At 26.4% G+C, this 2,656-nt stretch carries 3 protein-coding genes; 1 reads left to right on the top strand and 2 read right to left on the bottom strand.

Translation table 11 applies throughout. The features are described from left to right. Window positions 1-101: 101 nt before the first annotated feature. Together CRV10_RS00095 and CRV10_RS00100 are read right to left on the bottom strand one after the other, a co-directional pair. On the bottom strand, window positions 102-431 hold the full coding sequence (locus CRV10_RS00095; RefSeq protein ID WP_158675171.1) for a DUF167 family protein: 330 nt from the start codon (window positions 429-431) through the stop codon (window positions 102-104). After that, a complete protein-coding gene (locus CRV10_RS00100) occupies window positions 428-982 on the bottom strand; it encodes a YggT family protein (RefSeq protein WP_136129803.1) in 555 nt (184 codons plus the stop codon). Before CRV10_RS00100 ends, CRV10_RS00095 begins: the two co-directional genes overlap by 4 nt. A 736-nt stretch (window positions 983-1,718) precedes the next feature. Here CRV10_RS00100 and CRV10_RS00105 point away from each other — a divergent pair. Next, window positions 1,719-2,555, top strand: a complete 837-nt coding sequence (locus CRV10_RS00105; protein WP_241971801.1) for a replication initiator protein A — start codon at window positions 1,719-1,721, stop codon at window positions 2,553-2,555. Window positions 2,556-2,656 lie beyond the last annotated feature (101 nt).

The following is a 2,656-nucleotide window of genomic DNA, read 5'->3' on the forward strand; positions in this document are numbered from 1 at the left end:
AGAAGGGTTATTTCCAATAAATAAGGTGTATTGTTGCACATTATTGAGTATCTGTTGATTTTATGTGAGACTAAGGGGAGTAAAGTATTTTGGATTTTTTGCTATAATATTTTCGTAATAATTAAACTAGAGATAGATGATTGCTTGATTAAACGCTTGATTATTAGAGGTATTTGATTAATTTTGATAATTTTAAGTTGTTTATATTTTCCTAATTTACCTTTCTCAATAATAATATTACTCTTTGGAATTTTAAATTCCAAAGATAAAAAATTCCTTAATAAATTATTTGCTTTTTGTTGTATTGCAGGTGCAGCAACGTTAATTTTAATTTTATTGTTATGAATTCCAATTATTTTGTTAGAATTAGTACCTGCATTTATGTGTACATTTATTAAAAATGAGTTTTTTTTAAATGTAATGAAGTTCATAAATAATACCAAAATTTGGAAAATAAATCTAAACATAGATAATTCAACGTGTATAGTATAAAAATCACTATCATTGGCGAAAAATCTATAATTCCCGTATTTGGTAATAGTTTTCTAATTGGACCGATAATAATTTCACTCATTTGATGTAATGTGAAATCTAAGGGGTTGTAACCTTGATTAATCCAACTCAATAAAGAACGAATGATAATTACCCAAAAAATTATACTGCCGGTGGATTTAAATAATGCTAACACCCCTACTAACAAACTAGTTGGTGTCATGTAAAAAATTCCTGTGATAATTGATCTTAAAACAGGCAATTTCATTGTTGATAAAAAATACACCAAACTTAAGGCTGCTATATCTATGGTCTTTACAAAAGGCAATATTTTATATAGCGGTTTAAGGATAGGTTGGGTAATTTTTATGATAGACTGTGAAATTGGATTATAAGAATCACATTTTGATACTTGCATCAGTATTCTAATTAATAATACTGTTATGAAAAAATCAAATGCTGTGTTTGTCAGAAAAAATAAGGTTAACATAAGATAGTCTTAATTTAGTTTTGTTATAAATGTTTTATTATCTACTTTGATGTCATTTCAAATTCCCCTTCAAAACCAAAACAACTGCTCTGAAAATATTATACAGTCTTTCTAATTATTATTCAACTAGGAAAGTAAATTTTTTGTTAAACGTTTACTTTTTAGTAATTTTTAGTTTTTCTCTTTTGGAAAGTTATCCACAGATTTTTTTTCTTAACATCAACATAATATATATCTTACATAATATATATTAAGTTAATATATAAGTTAAAGAAAAAAAAGATCAAATAAAACTTTGATATAAAAGAATTTTTTTTTAGCTCCTATGTGTAAATCACAGTAGTCCCATGTGTAAATCACAGTAAAAACAATTTTAATCCACAGGATATTGTGTATAAAAAAAAAAAAGATCAAATAAAACTTTGATATAAAAGAATTTTTTTTTAGCTCCTATGTGTAAATCACAGTAGTCCCATGTGTAAATCACAGTAAAAACAATTTTAATCCACAGGATATTGTGTATAAAAATAGTATTTTTGAATAGTTATCCACAGGTTTTCAACAGTTATTAATAGGTAAGATTTACTTGTCGTATTATTTAAAAACAAGTGTTTTATTTAAGATTAATTGATTAATAGTAAATTTTTGCTTAACAAGCTTAAATAAAATATTAAAAATTAATTCTTTATATTGCAGAACTTTAAAAAGTATTTAAGACGCTTTAAGGTAAAATATCGTGTTAAATGATAAAAATATAGTGATATCTCATCTTAAAAAACATGAAATTGACTTTTTCATTGCTAATGAATTATCAATTTCTGGTTTTCGAGATGAAATGTCGAGTATGGAACATCCATTTTTTGCTTTGAAGGGAGGAGATAGAAGTACTAGACGCTATGTGAGTGGGGATAAAACAATTACCGTAGCACCTAATGCTGCATATGGCATGGCAACAGTTTTTGATAAAGATATATGGATTTATGCTATTTCTAAATTACAAGAATCCATTAATGTTAATAAATTTACAAGTAAAATAATACTTTTTACACCCTATGATTTTTTTATCAGTACAAATAGAACTGTGAGCGGTAGAACATATAAAGAGCTGAAAAAATCTTTAGAAAGGCTAGCTGGCACTAGAATAACAACGAATATTCTTTACTCCAATAAAAAACAAGAATCTGTTGGTTTTGGACTATTAGACAGTTGGCGCATTGTTGAGGATAAAAGAGGAAAGATTGATATCGGTATGGTTGAAATAGTCCTTCCTGAATGGTTATATCAAGCATTACATAAAAAACAATTATTAAAAATTAGTTCCGATTATTTTCGTATTAGAAAACCTATAGATAGACGTATTTATGAAATAGCTCGCAAACATTGTGGAAATCAGAATGAATTTATTGTCTCTCTTGCTAAATTGCATGTTAAGGTAGGTAGCATGTCTAAACAATCTGAATTTAAAAGAATGTTGAAACGGTTGGAAAAAATAAATTATTTGCCAGATTATATTATCCTTTATGATGTAAAAACCGATTTAGTAAAATTTACAAATCGTAATTCCATCACTTAATAAAATTTATATTGCTGTTTTTCGGGATTTTAAGAGGGGTTGTTAAACAAACCTATGTAATGGTATTGGTAATCGTATTAAAATGCCGCTACGGGTTTTTT

Origin of the sequence: Candidatus Pantoea edessiphila (genome assembly GCF_002933355.1) — a bacterium.
GTDB classification, from domain to species: Bacteria; Pseudomonadota; Gammaproteobacteria; order Enterobacterales; family Enterobacteriaceae; genus Pantoea_C; species Pantoea_C edessiphila.

Bases quoted from the DNA above. Each gene is read 5' to 3' on its own strand.
- CRV10_RS00095 (WP_158675171.1), bottom strand. From the start codon at position 431: ATGAACTTCATTACATTTAAAAAAAACTCATTTTTAATAAATGTACAC.
- CRV10_RS00100 (WP_136129803.1), bottom strand. From the start codon at position 982: ATGTTAACCTTATTTTTTCTGACAAACACAGCATTTGATTTTTTCATA.